The sequence below is a fragment of the Cronobacter universalis NCTC 9529 genome (assembly GCF_001277175.1).
GTDB lineage: Bacteria > Pseudomonadota > Gammaproteobacteria > Enterobacterales > Enterobacteriaceae > Cronobacter > Cronobacter universalis.
Genome location: NZ_CP012257.1, coordinates 1425362 through 1447997, shown reverse-complemented (window position 1 = coordinate 1447997; position 22636 = coordinate 1425362). Strand labels below are relative to the sequence as shown.

The following is a 22636-nucleotide window of genomic DNA, read 5'->3' as shown; positions in this document are numbered from 1 at the left end:
AGGCTGCCGGTGGCAGCCTTTTTTATGGCGGATGCGTTGCATCGGCGGGTGCGCACCCACCACTTCCCGCCCTACCCCTTAATCTTCGGATCCAGCGCGTCGCGCAACCCGTCGCCCAACAGATTAAACGCCAGCACCGTCAGGAAAATCGCAAGGCTCGGGAAAATCGCCACATGCGGGGCCATCACCATATCCGCGCGGGCCTCGTTTAACATCGCGCCCCACTCCGGCGTCGGCGGCTGCGCGCCAAGCCCCAGAAACGACAGGCTGGCGGCGGAGATAATCGACGTGCCAATGCGCATGGTGAAATAGACCACAATCGACGACACCGTCCCCGGCAGGATATGGCGAAACAGAATAGTCGCATCCGACGCGCCGATGCTGCGCGCCGATTCAATAAACGTCTGGTGCTTCAGCACCAGCGTATTGCCGCGCACCAGACGGGCAAAGGCCGGGATACTGAAGATCGCCACGGCGATAATGACATTCGCCATCCCGCTGCCCATCACCGCCACCACGGCGATGGCGAGCAGAATGCCCGGAAAGGCGAACAGCACGTCGCAGATGCGCATAATCACCCGGTCCCACCATCCTTCGTAAAAGCCCGCCAGCAGCCCCAGCACGGTGCCGATAAGCGCCCCAGTGAGCACCGCAAACACCCCGGCGGCGAGCGAAATCCGCGCGCCGACAATCACGCGGCTGAAAATATCGCGTCCCAGCGAATCGACGCCGAACCAGTGCACCATCGACGGCCCTTCATTCAGGCGGTCGTAATCGAAATAGTTTTCCGCGTCGAACGGCGCAATCCACGGCGCGAACAGCGCCAGCGCTATCAATAGCAGGACGAAGCCGCCCGCCACCAGCGCCACCGGCTGGCGTTTGAGGCGATGCCAGAATTCATGCCACGGCGTGCGCGTCTGCTGCGGGCGAACGGTGGGCAGGCCGTTTAAAATCGCCTGTCGGCGCCAGTTGAAAAGTCGCATCCTTACTTGTACCTGATAGCCGGGTTAATGGCGGCGTAGAGCACATCCACCACTAAGTTGATAAGAATAAATTCGAGCGAGAACAGCAACACCTCGGCCTGAATGACCGGGTAGTCGCGCATCTCCACGGAATCCACCAGCAGACGCCCCAGCCCTGGCCAGTTAAAAACCTTCTCCACTACGATAGAGCCGCCCAGCAGAAAGCCGAACTGTAGACCCATCATGGTGACGACCGGGATCATGGCGTTGCGCAGGCTATGTTTCAGGATAACCCACTTTTCGCTCACGCCTTTGGCGCGGGCGGTGCGCATATAGTCTTCGCTCAGCACATCCACGAAGGAGGCGCGGGTGAAACGCGCCATGACGGCCGCCACGGCCGCGCCGAGCGTCAGCGACGGCAGGATATAGTGCCGCCAGGTATCGGCGCCAACGGTGGGCAACCAGCCGAGCTGCACCGAGAAAATATGCATCAGCAGCATACCGAGGGCGAACGCGGGGAACGAAATGCCGGAGACCGCGAGCGTCATGCTCAGGCGATCCGGCCAGCGGTTGCGCCACACCGCCGCGACAATCCCGGCGGCGAGCCCGAAGATCATCGCCCAGCTCATGCTGGCGAGCGTCAGCCAGAAGGTCGGCATAAAGCGGCTGGCTATCTCTTCCGATACCGGACGACGCGACACCAGCGAGGTGCCGAAATCGCCGCGCACCACGTTGCTGATGTAGTGCCAGAACTGCTGCCAGAGCGGCTGATCGAGCCCGAGCTGATGGCGCACGAGTTCAATGACCTGCGAATCCGCCTCCGGCCCGGCGACCAGGCGCGCCGGATCGCCCGGCAGCAGATGAACAAACAAAAACACCAGCACCGCGACAATGAGCAGCGTCGGGATAAGCCCCAGCAGGCGTTTTATGATGTAGCTAAACATGCGAAACCCTGTATTCCTTCATGATCGCGTCTTCTGTTAGGGGATTGGTCGTTGTGCCGCCGGCGGGTGCGCTACGCTTACCCGCCCTACAGTTTACATCGCTAACCCTTGACTGGCGGGTGCGCTTCGCTTACCCGCCCTACCGCGGTTGGGTGCATAAATGTAGGGTGGGTAAGCGTAAGCGCACCCACCTTCCGGCCATTTACGCTCGTCCCCACCTTCCGGCGGCGCTTACTTGATATCCGCGTCCTCAAAACTAAAGCCCGTATCCGGCATCATGTAAAACCCGGTCAACGATTTGCTGTGCGCCGACACCAGTTTTTCCACCACCAGCGGCACCCAGGGAGACTCTTTCCACAGCGTATCCTGCGCGGCTTTATAAAGCGCGGCCTTGCGGGTTTTGTCGGTGGTTTTCAGGGCGTCGGCGAGATCTTTATCCACCGCCGGGTTGCTGTAAAACGCCGTATTAAACAGCGTCGGCGGCCAGTTCTGCGAGGCGAAAAGCGGTGACAGCGCCCAGTCGGCTTCGCCGGTCGACGCCGACCAGCCGGTGTAGAACATCCGCACGCCGCTCTCTTTCTGTCCTTTGCCTTCCACTTCCGAGGCGCGCTGGCCCGCGTCCATCGCCGTCACCTTCGCCTTAATGCCCACCTGCGCCAGCTGCTGCTGCGTAAACTGCAACACCTTCTGGGCGGTGCTGTGGTTATGCGACGACCAGAGCGTGGTGCTAAAGCCGTTCGGGTAGCCCGCTTCTTTCAGCAACTCACGCGCTTTGGCCGGGTTGTATGGCCACGGCTGATACTGCTGCGCGAACTCAATCGTCGGCGGCACCACGCCGGTGGCGGGCGTCGCGTAGCCCGCGAACGCCACCTTCACCAGCGCCTGACGGTTAATGGCGTAGTTAATCGCCTCGCGCACTTTCGGGTTATCGAACGGCTTCTGGGTCACGTTCATGCTGATATAGCGCTGCATGATTGACGGCGTCGCCACCAGATCCAGTTTGCTGTTTTTCTCAAGCAGCGCGGCCTGCTCGTAGGGGATGGGGAAAGCGAACTGCGCTTCGCCGGTTTGCAGCATCGAGGCGCGCGTATTGTTGTCCACCACCGGACGCCAGGTGATGGCGTCAAGCTTCGGCAGCCCCGGCTGCCAGTAGTGGGCGTTTTTCTTCACCTTCACAAAATCGGTCGGGTTCCACGTCACCAGTTCATAAGGCCCGGTGCCGACCGGATGAAAGCCTATCTCATTGCCATATTTCTCCAGCGCCGCCGGGGAGATCATCGCGGTCGCCGGGTGCGCCAGAATATTGATAAACGCCGAGAACGGCTGTTTGAGGGTAATTTTGACCGTCGTCGGATCCACCGCCTCGGTGCTGGCGATGTTCTTATACAGGTTATAACGCTTCAGGTGGTTATCCGGGTTGCTGGCGCGATCGAGGTTCACCTTTACCGCCGCGGCGTTAAAATCGGTGCCGTCCTGGAACTTCACGCCGCTGCGCAGCTTAATCGTGTAGACCAGCCCGTCGTCCGACACGCTGTAGCTTTCCGCCAGCACGTTCTGCACTTTCATCGATTTATCAAGGCCAAACAGCCCCTGATAGAATGATTTGGCGACCTGCTGGGAGAGCGTGTCGTTGGCGTCGTAAGGATCGAGCGTGGTGAAACTTGAGCCCACGGCCACGACAATCTCTTTCTGCGCCAGCGCAGGCGCGGCGGCCAGCGCAGAAGCCAGCCCTGCCGCCACCAGCCAGCGGCGTGCGATGTGTTGTGTCATAGTCTTCTCCTGAAAGCCGTACCTGAAAAATTAAAAATGGTGGTCCGTCGCCCCTACGGGGTGGCGCGCCACATAATGCCCCTGCCCCACCTGCACCAGCGGCGCGACAAACGGCGCGTCGCCTTTCGGGCGCGTGGCGCTCGGGATCTCATCGGAAAGCAGCACGGGCTGGCGGCGCGGATGGCCAGGATCGGCCACCGGCACCGCCGCCATCAGCTTGCGGGTGTAGGGGTGTTGTGGGTTTTCAAACACCGCGCGACGCGGGCCTATCTCGACAATCTGTCCGAGATACATCACCGCCACGCGGTGGCTGATGCGCTCCACCACCGCCATATCGTGTGAAATAAACAGAAACGAAATGCCAAAATCGCGCTGCAAATCAAGCAGCAGGTTAATGATTTGCGCGCGGATGGAGACATCAAGCGCGGAGACCGACTCATCGGCGATCACCACTTTCGGGTTGAGCGCCAGCGCGCGCGCGATGCAGATACGCTGGCGCTGGCCGCCGGAAAACTCATGCGGATAACGCCAGGCGTGCTCGGGCTTCAGCCCGACGCGCTCCAGCAGCCACGCCACGCGCTTGCGCGCCGCCTCGCCGTCAAGCAGCCGGTGCACCAGCAGCGGCTCCATAATGGAATAGCCCACCGTCAGGCGCGGATCGAGCGAGGCGTAAGGGTCCTGAAAGATAAACTGCATATCGCGGCGCACCGCCTGCATCGCGCTGTCGGAGAGCGTATCGATGCGCCTGCCGCCAAAGGTAATGGAGCCGCCCTGCGTCTCCACGAGCCGCAGCAGCGATCGCCCGGTGGTCGATTTACCGCAGCCCGATTCGCCCACCAGCGACAGCGTTTCGCCGGGCCAGAGATCAAAACTCACTTTCTCTACCGCGTGGACTTCGCGCTTCACGCGGTTGAAGATGCCGCTGCGCACCGGAAAGCGCGTCACGAGATCGCGCACCTGGAGAATCGGCTCGCTGTCCGGCACCACCGTATCCTGCTCGGCGTCAGGCGAGTCCATGTCACACCGCGGCGCATGGTTAAGCGGGAATTTACGCGGCAGATCGGTGCCGTTCATCGCGCCCAGGCGCGGCACGGCGGCCAGCAGGGAACGGGTATACGGGTGCGCCGGGCGGCGGAAAACCTCCTCGACGCTGCCGGTTTCCACCGCCTCGCCCTGATACATCACCAGCACCCGGTCGGCCATATTGGCGACCACGCCCATGTCGTGGGTGATAAAAATCACGCCCATCGACATCTCCTGCTGCAAAACGCGGATAAGTTGCAGGATCTGCGCCTGAATGGTGACGTCCAGCGCCGTGGTGGGTTCGTCTGCGATCAGCACCGCCGGGCGGCACGAGAGCGCCATCGCGATCATCACGCGCTGGCGCATCCCGCCGGAGAGCTGATGAGGAAAGCGCGCCAGCATCGCTTCGGACTCCGGGATGCGGACTAAATCGAGCATCCGTTTGGCCTCGCGCATCGCTTTTTCGCGCCCGAAGCCCTGATGCAGACGAATCGACTCGGCTATCTGCTCGCCCACCGGGAAGACCGGATTCAGCGAAGTCATCGGCTCCTGAAAAATCATCGCCATGTCGGCGCCGCGCACGTCGCGCATCTGTTTCTGGATGAACGTACGCAGATCAATCACCTGCTCGTTGCGGCGGCGCAGCAGCAGCGGGCCGCTCTCCATTTCGCCGCCCGCCTGTTCAATCAGACGCATCAGCGAGAGCGCCGTGACCGATTTCCCCGAGCCAGATTCCCCGACAATCGCCAGCGTTTCGCCGCGCTTCAGGCTAAATGAGAGCTGACGCACCGCGTCGGTAGCATCGCCCTCGTCTTTAAAACGCACGCTCAGGCCGGAAACCGACAACACCTGTTCTTCAGGCAACACTTCAACTTTAGGCACTGCGGGTCCTCGCTGGTGATGGTTCGGCGCGTAAGCATTTCGCAAAATTATTCAGGGGCGGCTGCGTTTTTTCTATAAATATCATTATTGTTGCCGCGCTTTCAGACGAATTTTGAATATAGAAAGAGGTAAATGTGATGTAAAGCCCGGCGGGCGCGGCTGCGGGCGAAACATACATCCCCACCGCCCTTTCTGTCATAATAGGCGCTTTGTGACTGTCGCGCTGGAGTGAAACATGGAACCGACCGCCGGACTGATGTCCCTGGAAACCGCCCTTGAGGAGATGCTCTCCCGCATCGTTCCCCTGAGTGAGACGCAAACGCTGCCGCTGCTGAAAAGCATGGGCCGCGTCACGGCGCGCGCCGTGACCTCGCCGCTGGATGTGCCGGGCTTTGATAACGCCGCGATGGATGGCTACGCCGTGCGTCTCGCCGATCTCGCGTCCGGCGGGTGGCTGCCGGTGGCGGGCAAAGCCTTCGCGGGCCAGCCGTTTAGCGGCGAATGGCCTGCGGGCACGGTTATTCGCATCATGACCGGCGCGCCGGTGCCGCCGGGCTGTGAGGCCGTCATCATGCAGGAAGAGGCGCAGACCAGCGACGCGGGCGTGCGCTTTAGCGCGGATGCGCGCGCGGGCCAGCACATCCGCCGTCGCGGCGAAGATATCCGCCAGGGCGCGGTGGTGATGGAAGCAGGCCAGAAACTGAGCGCCGCCGAACTGCCGCTGCTCGCCTCGCTCGGCATTGCCGAAGTGGACGTGGTGCGCAAGCCGCGCGTCGCGATTTTCTCCACCGGCGATGAGCTCCAGCTCCCCGGCCAGCCGCTGGCGGAAGGCCAGATTTATGACACCAACCGCCTCGCGGTGCACCTGATGCTTGAAGCGCTCGGCTGCGATGTGGTTAACCTCGGCATTATTCGCGACGATCCGGACGCCCTGCGCGCCGCGTTTCTGGAGGCCGATCGCGAGGCCGATCTGGTGCTGAGCTCCGGCGGCGTTTCCGTCGGCGAAGCGGACTACACCAAAACGCAGCTGGAGGAGCTTGGCGAAATCGGCTTCTGGAAGCTCGCCATTAAGCCTGGCAAACCGTTCGCCTTTGGCCGCCTCGCCAACAGCTGGTTCTGCGGGCTGCCGGGCAACCCGGTTTCCGCGGCCGTCACGTTCTATCAACTGGTGCGCCCGCTGATTGCGAAACTAAGCGGCCAGAAGGATATGTTCACGCCGCGCCTGCGCGTGCGGGCGGCGACGCGGCTGAAAAAATCCCCCGGACGGCTCGATTTCCAGCGCGGCGTGCTGCGCACCGGCGCGGACGGCCTGCCGGAAGTGGCGAGCACTGGCCATCAGGGCTCGCATATTTTCAGCTCCTTCACCCAGGGCAACTGCTTTATCGTGCTGGAGCGCGAGCGCGGCAACGTCGAGCCGGGCGAGTGGGTTGAGGTGGAGCTGTTTAATCACCTGTTCGGAGGCTGAGATGACCGAGGCGTTAAGCGATGCCGAGATGCTGCGCTATAACCGGCAGATCATCCTGCGGGATTTCGATTTCGACGGCCAGGAGCGGCTGAAAGCCGCGCGCGTGCTGGTGGTGGGCCTCGGCGGTCTTGGCTGCGCGGCCGCGCCTTATCTGGCCGCGGCGGGCGCTGGCACGCTGACGCTGCTCGATTTCGACACGGTGGCGCTCTCAAATCTCCAGCGCCAGGTGCTGCACCGCGACGCCACCATCGGCCAGCCGAAGGTGGAATCGGCGCGTGAGGCGCTTGCCGCCATTAACCCGCACTGCGTCATCGACACGGTCAACGCACAGCTCGATGACGCGGCGCTCGCGGCGCTTATCGCCCGCCACGACCTGGTGCTCGACTGCACCGATAACGTGGCGACTCGCAATCAGCTTAACGCCGCCTGTTTCCATCATAAGGTGCCGCTGGTCTCCGGCGCGGCTATCCGCATGGAGGGTCAGATCAGCGTTTTTACGTGGCAGCCCGGCGAGCCGTGCTACCGCTGCCTGAGCCGCCTGTTTGGCGACAATGCGCTGACCTGCGTGGAAGCGGGCGTGATGGCCCCGCTGGTCGGCGTGATTGGCTCGTTGCAGGCGATGGAAGCCATCAAAGTGCTGGCGCGCTATGGCGAGCCGTGCGCCGGAAAGCTGGTCATCTATGACGCGCTGCGCACGCAGTTTCGCGAAATGAAACTGGCGCGCAACCCGCACTGCGAGGTCTGCGGCGACGGGCGTTAATCGTACAGGCCGTCGCGCTGCACGCTGGCGCTCCCCCGCCCCGGCCTGACGCGGCGCACCGATTCACGCACGTCCAGCGTGCCGTTCAAAAGCAGCGTGCCGACCGCCGCCTGCGGGCGGATAAGCCGCTGTTGCAGCATCAACACGGCCTCTTCGCCCAGCGCGTCGCGCGGCACATGCACCGCCGTCAGCGGCACATCTTCAATCGCCGCCAGGTTAAAGGCGTCGATGCTCATCACGGAAATGTCCTGCGGCACCCGCAGCCCGGCGTTTTGTAACGCTTTCACAGCGCCCGCCGCCATAAAATCGCCGCCCACCAGCAGCGCGCCGGGAAGCGCCGCCGCGGGCGTTTCCTCCAGAAAGCGCGCGACCAGCGCCTCGCTACCCCGCGCGCTGAAATCGGGCGCGGTCAGCAAGTGTCGCGTCTCGTCAAACGCCAGATTCTGCGCCTCCCAGGCGTCGCGGATGCCCGCCAGGCGCAGCTCCATCGTATAGCGCCGCAGACACAGCACGTTTAGCACCTCGCGGTGGCCCATCTCAAAGAGATAGCGCGCCGCGTTCTCGCCAATCGCCCGGTGATCCGGCGCGACCGCCGGCAGGCGCATTTTGCGATCGCGACAGTTGATCAGCACGCACGGCTTACCGACGTCGCACGCCAGATCGTGAATGTGCGGATCGTCGATGCCGAGCAGGAGCGCCGCCTCGGTCTGCGGATCGTTCATCCGCGCGAGAAACAGGTTGGCGTCAGCGTCGTTCTCTTCCAGCGCGCAGTAGCGCAGCCGCACTTCATGCGGCTCCAGCGCTTTGTTGATGCTCTGGATCACGCGGTAGTAAAAGATGTCGGACCGCTCGTCAAACGCGCGACGCGGCGCGAATACCACCAGACTGTTCAGCAGCAGCCTGCCTGCCGCCATATCCTCCAGCACGCCCAGCGCTTTCGCGCACTCCCGCACTTTGCGGCGCGCCTTTTCACTGGTATTGGCTTTGCCCGCCAGCACGCGGGAAACGGTGCTAAGCGACAGTCCCGTTTGTTCGGCGATCCGGGCGACCTGGAGCTTTTTACTCATTTTGTGATCCATCTCCGGTTGTGAAATGAAAAATTTTTCACGCGTATTTTTTACGATATATCCCTTTCAGCAGGGCTTCTTTTAACACACTCCCGGTAGTTGGTGAAAATCTTTGCATAAAAGAGGCTACTACCATTCCAGTCGCTGCTCTACTCTCAGGTTGTCGTACAACTTTCATCAAAAACGCGTGCGACAAACCCTACAAAAAACATGTTAATTCAAATAAATAGCGGTCTCTGCTGTGGTTTCCGGCGCGCCCGGAATGCGAGTTGTTATACCCGTCAGGCTAACCGTGGAGAAGAACAAATGAGTCAGAGCATTAATCAGGATGTCGGCGCGGTGAAAACCCGCACCCGCCGCGCCATCCGCCATCTGCGCTGGTGGGTGCTGGTGCTGTTTTTGATGGGCGTGACCGTCAACTACATCACCCGTAACTCCCTTGGCATTCTTGCGCCGGAGCTGAAAGAGAGCTTGGGCATCACCACCGAGCAATACTCTTATATCGTGGGCGCGTTCCAGCTCGCCTACACCCTGTTTCAACCGCTGTGCGGCTGGCTGATTGACGTGATTGGCTTAAAGCTCGGCTTTCTGATTTGCGCCTCCATCTGGGCGCTGATGTGTATTTTCCACGCCGGGGCCGGCAGCTGGCTGCATCTGGCTATCCTGCGCTTCTTTATGGGCGCGGCGGAAGCGGCGGCAACGCCCGCCAACGCCAAAACGCTCGGCGAATGGTTCCCGAAAAAAGAGCGCCCGGTCGCCGCAGGCTGGGCGGGCGTCGGGTTCTCCATCGGCGCCATGCTGGCGCCGCCGATTATTTACTTCGCGCATATCTCCTTCGGCTGGCAGGGCGCGTTTCTCTTTACCGGCGTGCTGGCCCTGGTCTGGGTCGCGCTGTGGTGGCTCTTTTACCACAATCCGGAAAAGCACCCGCGCCTGAGCCAGGAAGAGCTGGCGTTCATTCGCCAGGATAACGAGCCGCCGCCGGTGCGCCTGCCCTTCTTGACCGCGCTGAAAACCGTCGCCAAAAACAAACGCTTTTACGGCATCGCGATCCCGGCGTTTATGGCCGAGCCCGCCTGGGCGGTGATGAGCTTCTGGGTGCCGCTGTATCTGGCCAAAGAGCACGGCATGGATCTCAAGCAGATTGCCATGTTCGCCTGGCTGCCGTTTCTCGCCGCCGATTTAGGCTCTGTCGCGAGCGGCTATCTCACGAAGCTGTATGTGCGCGTCTTCGGCTGCACGCAGATCAACTCTGTGGTGGCAAGCTCGGTGACCGGCGCGTTCCTCATGGTGTCGCTGGCGATTGTCACGCTCACCAAAGACCCGTACATCACCATCATTCTTATCTCCATCGGCGGCTTCGGGCATCAGATTATCTCCTGCATGCTGAGCGCGCTGGTGGTGGAATCGTTCGATCGCGGCCAGATGGCCACCGTGAACGGGATGCGCGGCTCCTGCGCCTGGATTGCGAGCTTCCTGTTCTCACTGATTATCGGGGTGACCGCCGACAAAATCGGCTTCAACCCGCTGTTTGTCGCCATGGGGTTCTTTGACCTGATTGGCGCTGTGTTCCTGGTTGCCTTTATTGCCGAGCGCCGCAACAAGCGCGCTTCATAGGGAGATGCTTATGAAAACCCTCAAACGCTGGAGATTCACCCATTCTGACGACCACCACGTCAAGCTGACCGTCGATGACGTCCACACGCTCTGCCTGTGGGTGCTGGAGCCGGGCCTGTTCCGCGTGGCGGTGAAACGCCGCGGCGCGTATGCGCTCAACCGTACCTGGAGTATCGCGCCAGGCGACGACCCGCCGTGGGAAGGCCGCCCGCGCGACAGTCTCGACGGCTTCAGCCTGCCGGGCTTTACGCTCGACGAAACGCCGGAGCGCCTTGTTATCAGCAGCGATAAACTGCGCGTGACGGTGCATCAGCCGCTGTGGCTGGAGTGGCACTACCGCGACGACAGCGGCCAGTGGCAGTTTCTTACCAGCGATCGTCCCACCAGCGCTTATCTTATCAACGCGCATGGCGACGGCGTTGCGCACTATCAGCGCCGCCAGAAAGATGACCGCTATTACGGGCTGGGCGAAAAAGCGGGCGACCTGGAGCGCACCGGCCGCCGCTTCGAGATGCGTAACCTTGACGCGATGGGCTATAACGCCGCCAGCACCGATCCGCTGTATAAACATATTCCGTTTACCATTACCCGCCGCGAGCAGGTCAGTTTCGGGCTGTTTTACGACAACCTGAGCAGCTGCTGGCTCGATCTCGGCAATGAGATCGACAACTATCACCTCCCCTACCGCCGCTGGCAGGCCGAAGCCGGCGATATCGATTACTACCTGTTCGTCGGCCCGCGCGTGCTGGATGTCACCAAAGCCTTTGTGCGCCTGACCGGTAAAACGCTGTTCGGCCCGAAATGGAGCCTCGGCTACAGCGGCTCGACGATGCATTACACCGACGCGCCGGATGCGCAGAACCAGTTGATGAACTTTATTCGCCTGTGTGAAGAACACGCGATCCCGTGCGACTCCTTCCAGCTCTCGTCGGGGTACACCTCCATCAATAACAAGCGCTACGTCTTTAACTGGAACTACGACAAAGTGCCGCAGCCGAAAGCGATGAGCGCCGCGTTCCATGACGCCGGGCTGAAGCTTGCCGCCAACATCAAGCCCTGCCTGTTGCAGGATCACCCGCGCTATCAGGAGGTCGCGCAGCAGGGGCTGTTTATCCGCGATTCCGAAACCGACGCGCCGGAGCGCTCCAGCTTCTGGGATGACGAAGGATCGCACCTCGATTTCACTAACCCGGCGACCATCGCCTGGTGGCAGAACGGCGTCACCACGCAGCTGCTGGAGATGGGCATCGATTCCACCTGGAATGACAATAACGAATATGAAGTCTGGGACGGCGAAGCGCGCTGCTACGGCTTCGGCGAGCCGGTGGCGATTAAACATATCCGCCCGGTGATGCCGCTGTTAATGATGCGCGCCTCGATGGAAGCGCAGCAGACCTTCGCGCCAGAGAAACGCCCGTACCTGATCTCGCGCTCCGGCTGCGCCGGGATGCAGCGCTACGTCCAGACCTGGAGCGGCGATAACCGCACCAGCTGGCAGACGCTGCGCTACAACATTCGCATGGGGCTCGGCATGAGCCTGTCGGGGCTGTACAACGTCGGCCACGACGTCGGCGGCTTCTCCGGCGATAAACCGGACGCCGAGCTGTTTGTGCGCTGGGTACAGAACGGCGTGATGCATCCGCGCTTTACCATTCACTCGTGGAACGACGATCGCACCGTTAACGAACCGTGGATGTACCCGGGGGTGACGCCCGCCATCCGCAGCGCCATCGAACTGCGCTACCGTCTGCTGCCCTACCTTTATACGCTGCTGTGGCAGGCGCACGCCGATGACGAGCCGATGTTGCGCCCGACGTTCCTCGATCACGAACACGACGCGCGGACCTTCCGCGAGTGCGACGAGTTTATGCTGGGCCGCGATCTGCTGGTGGCGAGCGTGGTGGAGCCGGGCGCGCGTACCCGCACGCTCTGGCTGCCCGCGAATGACCACGGCTGGTACGATTTCCACACGGGAAGCTGGTACGCCGGCGGTCAGCAGGTAACGCTGGACGCGCCGCTGGAACGTCTGCCGCTGCTGGTGCGCGCAGGCAGCGGCCTGCCGCTCAGCGCACGCCTGCGTCATGTAGATGCGCAGCGCGACGACACGCGCGAGCTGAAGCTCTTCCCAGTGCCGGGCAACGGCCAAAGTGCGGGTCTTTTGTTTGAGGATGACGGCGAAAGCTGGGGTTATCAGGAAGGCAACGCGCTGTGGGTGAACTGGCAGATGCAATGCACCGCCGACGCCATTCATCTGGCGTTCTCCACGACCGGCGATTACCGTCCGGCATGGCGTGAGCTGGCGGTTACGCTGCCACCAGATGAAACCCGGCGTCTTATTATCAATGGCACTGAAGCGAATACCTGGGCAGGGTAAGCGGGCAATAACGTAAAAAGGCGGGTCACAGACCCGCCTTTTTGTTTTCGGTTTCATCTTCGCGCAAACGGTGGGTGCGCTTCGCTTACCCACCCTACTGACGATAAAAACACTTCCCGTAGGGCGGGTAAGCGTTAGCGCACCCGCCATCCGCCAACAACGCGGCGACGCGAAAATTATTCGATGCCTTTGCTGCGCAGATAATCTTCGTAGCCGCCGGAGAAATCCACCACGCGTTCCGGGGTGATTTCAATTACGCGGGTCGCGAGAGAGCTGACGAACTCACGGTCGTGGGAGACGAAAATCAGCGTGCCCTGGTACATTTCCAGCGCGGCGTTCAGCGATTCGATCGATTCCATATCCAGGTGGTTGGTCGGTTCGTCCATCACCAGAATGTTCGGTTTTTCCATCATCAGCTTGCCGAACAGCATACGCCCCTTTTCACCACCGGAGAGCACTTTGGCGGGCTTTTTGATGTCGTCCTGGCTGAACAGCAGACGTCCAAGAATGCTGCGAACCGCCTGCTCGTCGTCGCCTTCCTGCTTCCACTGGCTCATCCATTCAAACACGGTCAGATCGTTGTCGAACTCATATTCGTGATCCTGCGCGTAGTAGCCAATCTGCGCATTCTCAGACCATTTCACGGTGCCGTTATCCGGTTGCAGTTCGCCCACCAGCGTTTTCAGCATGGTGGATTTACCCACGCCGTTGGCGCCGAGGATAGCCAGCTTCTCGCCCACTTCCAGCAGCAGGCCGACGTTTTTAAACAGCGGGCCGTTATCGAAGCCTTTGGTCATCGCTTCCACTTCCAGCGCGTTGCGGAACAGCTTTTTATCCTGCTCGAAGCGGATAAACGGGTTCTGGCGGCTGGAGGCTTTCACCTCTTCCAGTTTGATTTTATCAATCTGGCGGGCGCGGGAGGTCGCCTGACGGGATTTCGAGGCGTTGGCGCTAAAGCGGCTCACGAACGATTGCAGGTCGGCAATCTGGGCTTTTTTCTTGGCGTTGTCCGCCAGCAGACGCTCGCGCGCCTGGGTGGCGGCGGTCATGTATTCGTCATAGTTGCCCGGATAGACGCGCAGTTCGCCGTAGTCGAGATCCGCCATGTGCGTGCAGACCATGTTCAGGAAGTGACGGTCGTGCGAAATAATAATCATGGTGCTGTCGCGATCGTTGAGCGTCTGTTCCAGCCAGCGAATGGTGTCGATGTCCAGGTTGTTCGTCGGTTCATCGAGCAGCAGGATGTCCGGGTTAGAGAACAGCGCCTGCGCCAGCAGGACACGCAGCTTCCAGCCAGGGGCGACTTCGCTCATCGGGCCGTAATGCTGCTCCAGCGGAATGCCGACGCCCAGCAGCAGCTCGCCCGCGCGGGACTCCGCGCTGTAGCCGTCCATCTCGCCATATTTCACTTCGAGATCGGCCACTTTATAGCCGTCTTCTTCGCTCATCTCCGGCAGCGCGTAGATGCGATCGCGCTCCTGCTTCACTTCCCACAGTTCGCCGTGGCCCATGATCACGGTATCCAGCACGGTGTATTGTTCAAACGCGAACTGATCCTGGCGCAGCTTACCGATGCGTTCGTTAGGATCGAGCGAGACGTTGCCCGCGCTCGGCTGTAAATCGCCGCCGAGGATCTTCATGAAAGTGGACTTGCCGCTCCCGTTGGCGCCAATCAGACCGTAACGGTTGCCGCCGCCGAACTTGACGGAAATGTTTTCAAACAGCGGCTTACTGCCGAACTGCATGGTGACGTTGCTGGTAACTAACACGCGTAATTCCTGGGTAAGATGTGTGATAAACAACGCATTATGCCATAACTCCGAATTTATTTCCCCCGTCAATGGGCTGACTACACTGACTCAGGAATGGGAAAAAAATGTGAATAAGCACACATCTCAATTCCCTGCCACGGAGAATGCACATATAATGCGCTCCCTGTATTCTTTCGTTCACTCTAACGGCCGGTCCGGCAACGATATTTGCATAACATGAAGATGAAATTACGCACGCTTTTAGTGGCAGCCTTCGCAGTCGTCGGGTTTTGTAACTCCGCCTCTGCGGTGACTTATCCTCTGCCGACCGACGGTAGCCGTCTGGTGGGTGAAAACCAGGTGGTGACAATCCCGGAAGGCAATAACCTGCCGCTGGAAGATTTCGCCGCACAGTATCAGATGGGGCTTTCCAACATGCTGGAGGCCAACCCGGGCGTCGACCCGTATCTGCCGAAAGGCGGCACCATTCTGAACATTCCTCAGCAGCTGATCCTGCCGGATACGCCGCATGAAGGCATTGTGATTAACAGCGCCGAAATGCGTCTGTATTACTACCCGCAAGGCACCAACACGGTTATCGTGCTGCCGATCGGCATCGGCCAGCTCGGTAAAGACACCCCGATCAACTGGGTGACGAAAGTCGAGCGCAAGCGCGCGAACCCGACCTGGACGCCGACCGCCAAGATGCACGCGGAGTACGCTGCCGCGGGCGAACCGCTGCCGCCGGTGGTACCGGCTGGCCCGGATAACCCGATGGGCCTCTACGCGCTCTATATCGGCCGCCTGTACGCTATTCACGGCACCAACGCCAACTTCGGTATCGGCCTGCGCGTGAGCCACGGCTGCGTGCGTCTGCGTAACGAAGACATTAAATTCCTGTTCGAGAACGTGCCGGTCGGCACCCGCGTACAGTTCGTCAACGAGCCGGTGAAAGCGACCACCGAGCCGGATGGCAGCCGTTACATCGAGGTGCATAACCCGCTCTCCACCAGCGAAGATCAGATCAACAACAACGAACTGGTGCCGATTACGCTGACCAAAGCGGTGACCACCGTCACCAGCCAGAGCGATGTCGATCAGAACGTCGTTGAGCAGGCGGTGCAGAACCGTTCCGGTATGCCGGTCCGTCTGAATTAAGCACATACTGAGAGAAAACGAGCGCAATAGCCGTCTGAAAGTAAGATAAAGACAGACGGTTTTTTCACTCTGAGAAGCCGGCAATCACCTTGTGATGCTGGCTTTTTTTGTTTTCGTTCCTTACGCGCAGGCTATTTCAGCTCTCTTCATCACGCAGGTTGACGATCAAAGCGGTAAGCATATAGCGGATATATTTAAGGTCAGAATCGCATTTACCGCTGCTGGCGAGAATACGGGCGATATGAATGCGATAATAGGCGCGGTCTAGGAGGTCAATGGTGGTTTTGATACTGCTGAGATACTTCAGATAACGCTCTTTTTCATCTTTAGTCGTGGCGGAAGGCCAGTGATCCGCATTGCCGCTTATCAAAAGCGATACCGGAATAGCGCCGTCATTAAGCTCGTCGAAGGCACGGGTCCGCAATGCCATAATGAGCGCATTTTTCTCCGCTACGGAGCCTTCTTTTTCGTAATAGTTTTTGATTATTTCATCAAGCACTGCGGCGTTGAGCTTAATTTCCCGGATAATCCGCTGCCTGACCGCAATTTTCAGGTTAGCCAGCTCTTTTGACTTTTTGAAGCTGTCCATGCCTGCGTTAATAAATAATTTTGCTGGCTCCAGTAATAACTCAAACATACCTTTCTCCTGATGAATTGTCGTTATCCGTTGTTACTCAGGCGAAAAACGTGCCTGAGCGCAATGAACTCTCTCTTCCACCGCCCCTCTCTCCAGAGGCGGAAGGCGTTGCGAGCTCATTGCAGATTCAGCCGCGCGGCGCGGGGCCAAAAACGTCGTAGTCTGGCAGGCGCACGTTCTGATACGGCTCCCAGCCGCCGCCGAGCGCTTTGTAGAGCGCGACGAGATCCAGGCTGCTCTGCACCCGCGCCTGCGCGCGCTGCTGCTCGGCCTGCGCCAGCTGGCGCTGGGCGTCGAGCACTTCAATAAACGTTGCGATGCCTTTGCGGTAGCTGTCGCTCGCCAGATCGAACGAGGTTTGCAGCGCGTCCAGGGTTTTCTCAAGCCCCGCCTCGCGCTGCTGGTCGGTGCGGTAGCTGACCAGCGCATTTTCCACATCGCTTAACGCCGTCAGCACCGTCTGGCGATACTGCAACGCCGCCGCGCCCTGCTCCGCGCGGGTCAGTTTCACGCTGGAGACCAGCCGCCCGCCCTGGAAGATGGGAATGGAAACCTGCGGGCCGAAGCTGTAGAAGTGGCTGCTCCAGTCGGTCAGATAATCGGTTTCGCTGTTACGCAGCCCAAACTGGCCGGAGAGCGACAGGCTCGGGAAGAGCTGCGCCACGGATACCCCGATTTGCGCGGTCGCGGCGTGGAGCCGCGCCTCGGCTTCGCGCACGTCAGGGCGACGGCGCGCCAGCGTCGACGGAATGCCCACCGGCACGATTTCCGGCAGATCCGGCAGCGGCTGCGCGGCCTGCAATTCGGCGTCGAGCGCGCCCGGCGGCTTGCCAAGCAGTACCGCCAGCCCGTTCATCGCCTGGCGCTCCTGCGCCTGGTACTGCGGCAGCTGCGCCTGGAGCGTGCCGAGCTGGGCGCGGGCGTTTTCCACATCCAGCTGCGGCGACAGCCCGCTTCGCTGGCGGCTTTCGGTCAGCTCCAGCGTCTGCTGCGCCGAGGCGATTTGTTGATTCATGGTGGCGAGAATGCTCTGCGCGCCGCGCAGTTGCAGCCAGGCGCGCGCCACTTCGGCTTCGAGCGAGACCAGCGCGTCGTTGCGCTGCTCAATCGCCGCCTTCTGCTGCGCGTCTGCGGCCTCCACCTGACGGCGCACTTTGCCCCACAGGTCGATTTCCCACTGCGCGTCAAAGCTGCCCTGGTAGAGATTAATGGGCTGCGTCAGCGGCCCGAGCGCGGAACTGATTTGCGGATCGACGTCACTAAGCTGACCATAGACATCATGCGATTTCAGCTCGCCTTCCAGGCCGAGCTGCTGGCGCGTGGCGCGCACGTTGCCGTTGACCGCCGGGAAAAACGCGCCGCCCGCCTGGTTTATCTGTTCACGGGCGCCCGCGATACGCAGCACGGTTTGCTGTAGCGATAAGTTGCCGGCGATGGCGCGCTCGATCAGGCTGTCGAGCTGCGGCGATTTAAAGGTGCGCCACCAGCGCGGGTCCGGCGCGGCGCTATGCGCCTTCGAGGCCACATCCGGCGCGTTCTGCCGGGCCGTTTCGCCAAAGGCGCCCGGCGTGACGGGTTCCGGCGGCTGGTAATCGGGGCCGACCGCGCAGCCTGCCAGCAGCAGCGCCAGCGCCGTAAGTGATAAGGGGAAGGTCACTCTCCCGGACATATTAATGTGCTCCTGCGGAGCCTTCGCTCTTGATGGGCGAAAGCAATAAACAAAACGGAATCAACAGGATCGCCACCACGCTCAGCATCGTGAACACGTCGACATACGCGAGGATGCGCGACTGGGCAATCATGGTTTTATAAAGCTGCCCGGTGGCGATGCCGGTTGGGTCGCCCAGTTGTGCTGTGAAATTGCGCACCGCCGCGGCGCCGCTGCGTATCGCCTGCTGGAACTGTTCGTCAAAAGGCGTCATGTGCGCGCTCAGATGGGCGCTCTGCACCTGCGCGCGCTCGGTAATCGCGGCGGTGGAAAGCGAAATCCCTATCGAGCCCGCGACGTTGCGGAACATCGTAAACAGCGCCGCCGCGTCGGCGTTGAGCCGCTGCGGAATAGTGATAAACGCAATCGTAGTAAGCGGCACAAACAAAAAGCCAAGCCCGATCGACTGCGCGCTGCGCATCAGCATCAGCGTTTCGAAATCGACGTTCGGCACCAGATTGCGCGACCAGAAAAACGACACGCCAAGGCAGAGGAAGCCGAAGGCGATAATCCAGCGGGTCTGCACCAGCGGCATCAGCTTCAGCACAATCGGAATGGTAAAGACGATAAGCACCGCGCCGGGCGAGAGTATCAGCCCCGACCAGGTGGCGGTGTAGCCGAGATCCTGCTGCGCAAGCTGCGGAATAACCACCGAGCTGCCGTAGAGGATCAGCGCCATGCCCGCCATCAGCACGCTGGAGACGGCGAAGTTTTTATCCCGCACGCAGTGCAGATCCACCACCGGACGGCGGGTATAGATGAGCCAGTAAATCGCGCCCACAATGCCGATAAGCGTCAGCACCGCGAAGGTGCGGATAAAATCGGACGCGAACCAGTCTTCGTCTTCGCCGCGATCGAGCATCACCTGAAGGCAGCCGAGACCCAGCGCGATAAGGCCGATGCCCGTCCAGTCCACCGGGATTTTCTCCTCGGACTTTTTCTCCCACGGCGGATCTTCCAGCAACTGATAGACCGCCAGCACGCAGACGATGCCGACCGGAATGTTGATGAAAAAGACCCAGCGCCAGGAGTAGTTATCGGTTATCCAGCCGCCGAGCGTCGGGCCGAGAACAGGCGCGACGATAATCGCGATGGAAGAAAGCCCGAACGCCTTGCCGCGATCTTCCGGCTTAAAGTAATCGAGCAGCACCGACTGCTGCGTCGGCTGGAGGCCGCCGCCGAAAAAACCCTGCAAAATACGAAACAGAATAATTTGCCAGAGCTCAGTGGCGATGCCGCACAGAAACGAGCAGACGGTAAACATCACGATGCAAATCAGGAAAAACTGTTTGCGCCCGAACAGCCGGCTGAAAAACGCCGACAGCGGCAGCACGATGCCGTTCGCCACCAGATACGAGGTCAGGACCCACGTCGATTCGGAATAGCTCGACGACAGCGACCCGGCGATGTGCGGCAGCGCCACGTTGACGATGGTGGTGTCGAGGATCTCCATGAACACCGCGATCGTCACGACGATCGCGACGGACCAGGGGTTGCTGGCCGGGCGCCAGCCGCTGTGGGGCTGCTCGCTCATTCCACCGTCACCTCAGGCTCGACGGACAGCCCCAGCGGCAGCGGCTGGTTCCAGTTTTCAAGCCCTTTGTCGATAACGATTTTCACCGGCACGCGCTGGACGATTTTCACAAAGTTGCCGGTGGCGTTTTCCGCCGGAAACGCCGAGAAGCGCGAGCCGCTGCCCTGCTGAATGCTCTCGACATGGCCCTGGAGTTCGAGATCGGGAAACGCGTCCACGGAGATCTCAACTTTATCGCCGGGCCGCATCCGCTCAAGCTGCGACTCTTTAAAGTTCGCCACCACCCAGATGTCCGGCGACACCAGCGAAAAGAGCGCGCTGCCCGCCTGCACCAGCGTGCCGTTCTGAACGTTACGCTTAGTGACATAGCCGTCGAACGGCGCGCGCACTTCGGTGTAAGAGAGGTTCAGTTCGGCCGTTTGCAGCTGCGCGCGGGCCTGCGCCACCTGGCTCTGGCGCGCTTCGACGTTGGTTTCCTGCTGACGGATTTGCAGTTGCACCTGTTCGGCGACTTCCAGCTGCGCCTGCGCGTTGGCAAGCCCGGCTTCGGCGCTGCGCAGCTGGGCGCTGGCGGCGTCGATGTTTTGTTTCGAGGTGGCGCGCGGGTCAACGCCGCGCTGGCGCTGATATTCGGCGCGGGCGTTGGCAAGCTCCGCCTGCGCGCGCAGCACCTGTGCTTTCGCCTGGTCACGCTGCGCCGGGTACTGCACTTTGGCGAGCGCCAGTTGCGCCTGCGCCTGGTGGAGCTGCGACTCGGCAAGCGACAGCTGCGCCTGGGCCTGATCGCGCTGTGCGGCGGCGTCGCGCGGGTCGATAACGACCAGCAAATCGCCTTTTTTCACCCGCTGGTTATCTTTGACGCGAAGTTCCGTGACATACCCCGCCACTTTCGGCGCGACGGTCACGGCATCGCCTTCGATAAAGGCGTCGTCGGTGGTTTCCAGGTTACGGGTCATAAACCACCAGATGATGGCCCCGATAACCATAATGATGACAACGATGCCGAGGATAATCAGCGGCTTTTTACCGGGGCGCTTGCGGGTTTCCCCCTCGCCTTTCCCGTTGCTCTTGCCGTTATCCTCGTTTTTGCTGTGATCGTCTTGTGGGTCCTGACGTTTCTCTTCGTCAGCGTTGTTATTGTGGTTTTCCGCCATAGTTCAGCAACAGTCCTGTAAGTTAACAACATCACAAAATACCGTTTACTAAACTTAGGAGCAGTCTATACATTTTCCAGGAAAAACTGACAAATTAGCATTATCTGAGAAAGAGCGCCCAGAGCAGCGCATAACCCACCAGCGCCGACCAGATCAGCAGCGGCAGCGAGTAGAGGTGAAAGCGCCACCAGATGCGGCGATCGGCCGCCATACGCAGCGCAATCAGGTTCGCCAGCGAGCCAGGCAGCAGCCCGAATCCGCCGATGTTGACCGCCCAGGCGAGCAGCGTCGTCGGCGGCACATAATTGAGCAGCAAAATGGTGGACGGTACGTTGCTGATAAACTGCGACAGGCCGATGCCCAGCGCGTACAGCCCCACGGGCGGCAGCTGCGAGACATGATGCAGGCTGGTGGTCAGCGCAGGCAGTCTGGTCAGCAGATGCACATCGATAAACATCGCCACGAAGACCAGCAGCAGGCTCCAGTCAATGCTGATAAGCACCCGGCGCGCCACCAGCAGGAACCCGGCCGCCACCAGCGCCAGCCCCCACAGCGCGACATTCAGCTCCAGCGCGGTTAAGAACACGACATAGAACGCAAGGCAGCTCCAGACCAGACGCGGCTGCCAGTCGTGCTGTTTATCGTGCGACTGATAATGCAGCGCCTTGCCCGGAAAGCAAAACCAGCAGAGCAGCAGCAGGCTTAGCATCAGCGCCAGCGCGAGCGGCGCCATGTGCAGAATAAATTCACCAAACGCGAGGCCGGAGCGGCCCCACAAAAGAATATTCTGCGGGTTGCCGATGGGCGTCAGCAGCGAACCGGCGTTGACTGCCAGCGCTTCAAAAATAATGAGGCGGTTAACCGGAATGGCGCACAGTTTTTTCAGCGTCAGCGTCAGCGGCACCACGATAAACAGCGCCACGTCGTTAGTTAAGAAAGTGGAGAGCAGTGCGGCCGCGCAGACCAGAAACAGCGCCAGGCTGCGCTCTGTCGCAAAGCGCCGCACCAGGCGGCGGCCCAGCACGTCGAAATAACCGCTGAGTTCAACGCCTTTGGTGAGCATCATCAGCCCGGCAAGCGTAATGATGGTGCGCCAGTCCACCGCCTGCGGCCACTCGCGCGGCGCGAAAGGCACAAAAAAGGAGAGTATTACGCCGGTAATCAGTAAAAGCTGGAAAAACCGGTCGTGCAGAAAAGGACGCGCGAGGCGAAGTAACATGATTATTCAAACCCGTTTTGCTGGCTGAAACGGCGAAAGACCTCAAGCGTCTCTTCGCTGACATGGTGCTCCATTCCTTCGGCGTCGCGGCGTGCGGTATCCGGATTCACGCCCAGCGCCAGCAGGAAGTTTTCGACGATCTGATGCCGCTCGCGGCTCTGCTGCGCCAGCTTTTCGCCTTCCGGCGTCAGAAACACGCCGCGCCACGGGATCTGCTCAATCAGCCCGACAGTGGCGAGACGCTTGAGCATTTTCGCGACCGTCGGCTGCGAAACGCCAAGACGCGCCGCCATATCCACCTGCCGCGCTTCGCCCACCTCACGAATGAGATCGGAAATCAGCTCGACGTAATCGTCGATAAGCTCGCGACGGTGGGCTTCACGCACCTGGCGAAAGCCCTCCACATGTTCTTCGACATTGACCAGCTGCGTCACTTTCATGCTGCTCTGCTTACCTGCCCGACGGCTCATTGATGCTTCCTCATTACGGTGGCGCGATACGGTTAACGCTCTTTGCGGGCCATTGTAAACCACAGATCCTTGAGCACAAAAAATTAACGCGTTAGCCATAGCTATATAACATAGCCTGTGCTATATCTGTATGTAATGCGA

17 protein-coding genes are annotated in these 22636 nt (G+C 60.6%); 5 read left to right on the top strand and 12 right to left on the bottom strand.

The window, feature by feature from the left end; all coding sequences use genetic code 11:
• Positions 1-71 precede the first annotated feature (71 nt).
• From gsiD to gsiA, 4 genes are all read right to left on the bottom strand, one after another.
• Positions 72-983 carry a glutathione ABC transporter permease GsiD gene (gene gsiD, locus AFK65_RS06605; RefSeq protein ID WP_032982480.1) on the bottom strand — a complete coding sequence of 304 codons (912 nt, stop codon included), beginning with the start codon at positions 981-983 and terminating at the stop codon, positions 72-74.
• Between the two features lie 2 nt (positions 984-985).
• Positions 986-1906 carry a glutathione ABC transporter permease GsiC gene (gene gsiC / locus AFK65_RS06600; RefSeq protein WP_007707169.1) on the bottom strand — a complete coding sequence of 307 codons (921 nt, stop codon included), beginning with the start codon at positions 1904-1906 and terminating at the stop codon, positions 986-988.
• Between the two features lie 231 nt (positions 1907-2137).
• On the bottom strand, positions 2138-3676 hold the full coding sequence (gene gsiB, locus AFK65_RS06595) for a glutathione ABC transporter substrate-binding protein GsiB (RefSeq protein WP_038857627.1): 1539 nt from the start codon (positions 3674-3676) through the stop codon (positions 2138-2140).
• Positions 3677-3706: 30 nt separating this feature from the next.
• Positions 3707-5581 (bottom strand): glutathione ABC transporter ATP-binding protein GsiA, encoded by a 1875-nt coding sequence (gene gsiA / locus AFK65_RS06590; protein ID WP_038857629.1) that lies wholly within the window; start codon positions 5579-5581, stop codon positions 3707-3709.
• 235 nt (positions 5582-5816) lie between these two features.
• Between gsiA and moeA the strand changes: the two genes are divergently transcribed.
• Both moeA and moeB read left to right on the top strand, forming a co-directional pair.
• The gene (gene moeA, locus AFK65_RS06585) at positions 5817-7046 is read left to right on the top strand and encodes a molybdopterin molybdotransferase MoeA (protein ID WP_038857630.1); all 1230 of its coding nucleotides are present in this window, start codon (positions 5817-5819) and stop codon (positions 7044-7046) included.
• A 1-nt stretch (position 7047) separates the two neighbouring features.
• Positions 7048-7806: a molybdopterin-synthase adenylyltransferase MoeB gene (moeB, locus tag AFK65_RS06580; RefSeq protein ID WP_038857631.1), complete on the top strand. Its 759-nt coding sequence runs from the start codon at positions 7048-7050 to the stop codon at positions 7804-7806.
• Here moeB and AFK65_RS06575 read toward each other — a convergent pair.
• Positions 7803-8873, bottom strand: a complete 1071-nt coding sequence (locus tag AFK65_RS06575) for a LacI family DNA-binding transcriptional regulator (RefSeq protein WP_038857632.1) — start codon at positions 8871-8873, stop codon at positions 7803-7805. The genes moeB and AFK65_RS06575 overlap by 4 nt on opposite strands.
• Before the next feature lie 306 nt (positions 8874-9179).
• Between AFK65_RS06575 and AFK65_RS06570 the strand changes: the two genes are divergently transcribed.
• Both AFK65_RS06570 and AFK65_RS06565 read left to right on the top strand, forming a co-directional pair.
• Positions 9180-10490 (top strand): MFS transporter, encoded by a 1311-nt coding sequence (locus tag AFK65_RS06570; protein WP_038857633.1) that lies wholly within the window; start codon positions 9180-9182, stop codon positions 10488-10490.
• 10 nt (positions 10491-10500) lie between these two features.
• Positions 10501-12864 (top strand): glycoside hydrolase family 31 protein, encoded by a 2364-nt coding sequence (locus tag AFK65_RS06565; protein WP_007707122.1) that lies wholly within the window; start codon positions 10501-10503, stop codon positions 12862-12864.
• 176 nt (positions 12865-13040) lie between these two features.
• On the opposite strand, the gene AFK65_RS06560 is transcribed toward AFK65_RS06565, so the two are convergent.
• Positions 13041-14633 carry an ABC-F family ATPase gene (locus AFK65_RS06560; protein WP_007707121.1) on the bottom strand — a complete coding sequence of 531 codons (1593 nt, stop codon included), beginning with the start codon at positions 14631-14633 and terminating at the stop codon, positions 13041-13043.
• 219 nt (positions 14634-14852) lie between these two features.
• On the opposite strand from AFK65_RS06560, the gene ldtB reads away from it, so the two are divergent.
• A complete protein-coding gene (ldtB, locus tag AFK65_RS06555) occupies positions 14853-15773 on the top strand; it encodes a L,D-transpeptidase (RefSeq protein ID WP_032804431.1) in 921 nt (306 codons plus the stop codon).
• A gap of 136 nt (positions 15774-15909) precedes the next feature.
• Here ldtB and AFK65_RS06550 read toward each other — a convergent pair whose 3' ends face one another.
• The 6 genes from AFK65_RS06550 to mntR form a co-directional block, all read right to left on the bottom strand.
• Entirely contained in the window at positions 15910-16410 is a 501-nt protein-coding gene (locus AFK65_RS06550; RefSeq protein ID WP_007707117.1) for a hypothetical protein, read from the bottom strand.
• A 127-nt stretch (positions 16411-16537) separates the two neighbouring features.
• A complete protein-coding gene (locus AFK65_RS06545; protein ID WP_038857635.1) occupies positions 16538-18079 on the bottom strand; it encodes an efflux transporter outer membrane subunit in 1542 nt (513 codons plus the stop codon).
• 1 nt (position 18080) lies between these two features.
• Positions 18081-19652, bottom strand: coding sequence for a DHA2 family efflux MFS transporter permease subunit (locus tag AFK65_RS06540; protein ID WP_038857637.1), 1572 nt, complete (start codon positions 19650-19652; stop codon positions 18081-18083).
• Entirely contained in the window at positions 19649-20806 is a 1158-nt protein-coding gene (locus tag AFK65_RS06535) for an HlyD family secretion protein (RefSeq protein ID WP_038857640.1), read from the bottom strand. The genes AFK65_RS06540 and AFK65_RS06535 overlap by 4 nt, the downstream gene beginning before the upstream one ends.
• A gap of 100 nt (positions 20807-20906) precedes the next feature.
• Positions 20907-22025 (bottom strand): anion transporter, encoded by a 1119-nt coding sequence (locus AFK65_RS06530; protein WP_007707106.1) that lies wholly within the window; start codon positions 22023-22025, stop codon positions 20907-20909.
• Between the two features lie 2 nt (positions 22026-22027).
• Positions 22028-22495, bottom strand: coding sequence for a manganese-binding transcriptional regulator MntR (gene mntR / locus AFK65_RS06525; RefSeq protein ID WP_007707103.1), 468 nt, complete (start codon positions 22493-22495; stop codon positions 22028-22030).
• Positions 22496-22636: the final 141 nt, after the last annotated feature.

Coding starts and splice junctions, on each gene's coding strand:
- AFK65_RS06570 (WP_038857633.1), top strand. CDS start 9,180: ATGAGTCAGAGCATTAATCAGGATGTCGGCGCGGTGAAAACCCGCACC.
- ldtB (WP_032804431.1), top strand. CDS start 14,853: ATGAAGATGAAATTACGCACGCTTTTAGTGGCAGCCTTCGCAGTCGTC.
- AFK65_RS06550 (WP_007707117.1), bottom strand. CDS start 16,410: ATGTTTGAGTTATTACTGGAGCCAGCAAAATTATTTATTAACGCAGGC.
- AFK65_RS06565 (WP_007707122.1), top strand. CDS start 10,501: ATGAAAACCCTCAAACGCTGGAGATTCACCCATTCTGACGACCACCAC.
- gsiD (WP_032982480.1), bottom strand. CDS start 983: ATGCGACTTTTCAACTGGCGCCGACAGGCGATTTTAAACGGCCTGCCC.
- gsiC (WP_007707169.1), bottom strand. CDS start 1,906: ATGTTTAGCTACATCATAAAACGCCTGCTGGGGCTTATCCCGACGCTG.
- moeB (WP_038857631.1), top strand. CDS start 7,048: ATGACCGAGGCGTTAAGCGATGCCGAGATGCTGCGCTATAACCGGCAG.
- mntR (WP_007707103.1), bottom strand. CDS start 22,495: ATGAGCCGTCGGGCAGGTAAGCAGAGCAGCATGAAAGTGACGCAGCTG.
- AFK65_RS06530 (WP_007707106.1), bottom strand. CDS start 22,025: ATGTTACTTCGCCTCGCGCGTCCTTTTCTGCACGACCGGTTTTTCCAG.
- gsiB (WP_038857627.1), bottom strand. CDS start 3,676: ATGACACAACACATCGCACGCCGCTGGCTGGTGGCGGCAGGGCTGGCT.
- AFK65_RS06535 (WP_038857640.1), bottom strand. CDS start 20,806: ATGGCGGAAAACCACAATAACAACGCTGACGAAGAGAAACGTCAGGAC.
- AFK65_RS06545 (WP_038857635.1), bottom strand. CDS start 18,079: ATGTCCGGGAGAGTGACCTTCCCCTTATCACTTACGGCGCTGGCGCTG.
- AFK65_RS06575 (WP_038857632.1), bottom strand. CDS start 8,873: ATGAGTAAAAAGCTCCAGGTCGCCCGGATCGCCGAACAAACGGGACTG.
- moeA (WP_038857630.1), top strand. CDS start 5,817: ATGGAACCGACCGCCGGACTGATGTCCCTGGAAACCGCCCTTGAGGAG.
- AFK65_RS06540 (WP_038857637.1), bottom strand. CDS start 19,652: ATGAGCGAGCAGCCCCACAGCGGCTGGCGCCCGGCCAGCAACCCCTGG.